Origin of the sequence: Xanthomonas sp. SHU 166 (assembly GCF_000364685.1) — a bacterium.
Classification (GTDB): Bacteria; Pseudomonadota; Gammaproteobacteria; order Xanthomonadales; family Xanthomonadaceae; genus Xanthomonas_A; species Xanthomonas_A sontii.
On record NZ_AQOJ01000208.1, the window covers coordinates 1 to 1,484 of the forward strand.

General features: G+C 70.2%; 1 protein-coding gene and 1 pseudogene. Both read left to right on the forward strand.

Annotated elements, in window-relative coordinates:
• Positions 1-1,086, forward strand: a 1,086-nt coding sequence (locus D180_RS07150; protein ID WP_017912258.1) for an FHIPEP family type III secretion protein, incomplete at its 5' end; no start/stop codon positions are given.
• Positions 1,087-1,256: 170 nt separating this feature from the next.
• Positions 1,257-1,484 (forward strand): annotated as a pseudogene (locus D180_RS07155) (flagellar biosynthesis protein FlhF); the annotation flags it as partial.

Genomic DNA, 1,484 nt, shown 5'->3' on the forward strand with positions numbered 1-1,484 from the left:
CCGCCGCCGGCCGCGGCCGAGGCGGCGCCGCAGGCCGCGGCCGCGGCTCAGGCCAATGCCGAACTGGGCTGGGACGAACTGCGCCCGATCGACCCGCTGGGCCTGGAGGTCGGCTACCGGTTGATCCCGCTGGTGGACAAGACCCAGGGCGGCGAGCTGATGGCGCGGATCAAGGGCGTGCGCCGCAAGCTGACCCAGGACATCGGTTTCCTGGTGCCGCCGGTGCACATCCGCGACAACCTGGAACTGCCGGCCAACGCCTACCGCCTGCTGGTGCACGGCGTGCCGGTGGCCACCGCCGACATCCACCCGGACCGCGAGCTGGCGCTGGACCCGGGCGGCGCGCTCGGCAAGATCGACGGCATTCCCGGCAAGGACCCGGCGTTCGGCCTGGATGCGATCTGGATCCAGCCGCACCTGCGCGCACAGGCCGAGACCATGGGCTACACCGTGGTCGACCCGGCCACGGTGATCGCCACCCACCTCTCGCACCTGATCCGCGAGCACGCCCCGGAACTGCTCGGCCACGAGGAAGTGCAGCAGTTGCTGGCGACCCTGGCCAAGAGCGCGCCCAAGCTGGTCGAGGACCTCACCCCCAAGGCGCTGCCGCTGTCGGTGGTGGTGCGGGTGCTGCAGAACCTGCTCATCGAGAAGATCCCGGTGCGGCAGCTGCGCAAGATCGTCGAGGCCCTGGTCGAGCACGCCCCGCAGAGTCAGGAACCCGGCGCGCTCACCGCCGCCGTGCGCAACGCCCTGGGCCGGTTCATCGTCCAGGAGATCGCCGGCATGGCCCCGGAACTGCCGGTGTTCACCCTGGCCCCGCAATTGGAACGCGTCTTGCAGGACTCTACCCAGGGCAACGGCGCGGCGCTGGAACCCGGACTGGCCGAACGCTTGCACCAAAGTCTGGCGGACTGTGTGAGCAAGCAGGAGGCGCGCAACGAACCGGCGGTGGTGCTGGTGCCGGCGCAGGTCCGCGCCGCCCTCGCCCGCCTGGTCCGCCACAGCGTCCCCGCGCTGTCGGTCCTGTCCTACAGCGAAGTGCCGGAGGACAAGCGGCTGAAGCTGGTGGGCACGATCAGTTGAGATGACGGGAAACGGGAACAGGGAATGGGGAATCGCACCCTTGCCCCGGCAGCGGAGAGAGCAATGAACACGATCACGAAAAACCGGACACGACACCGCGGCCCGCCACGTATCGGCACCGATCACGCATCCATTCCCCATTCCCCACTCCCCATTCCCGGCTCCCACCCATGAAGATCAAACGCTTTGTCGCCCCCGACATGCGCACCGCCTTCCGGATGGTGCGCGACGAGCACGGGCCGGATGCGGTGATCCTGTCCAACCGGCGCACCGACGAGGGCATCGAGATCGTGGCCGCCAGCAACTACGACGAGGCCCTGGTGCAGCGGGCGCTGGATGCGGTGCGCCCGGACGAGGCGCCGCGCGCCGCCGCAGCGAGCCAGGCGCCGGCCGCTGCG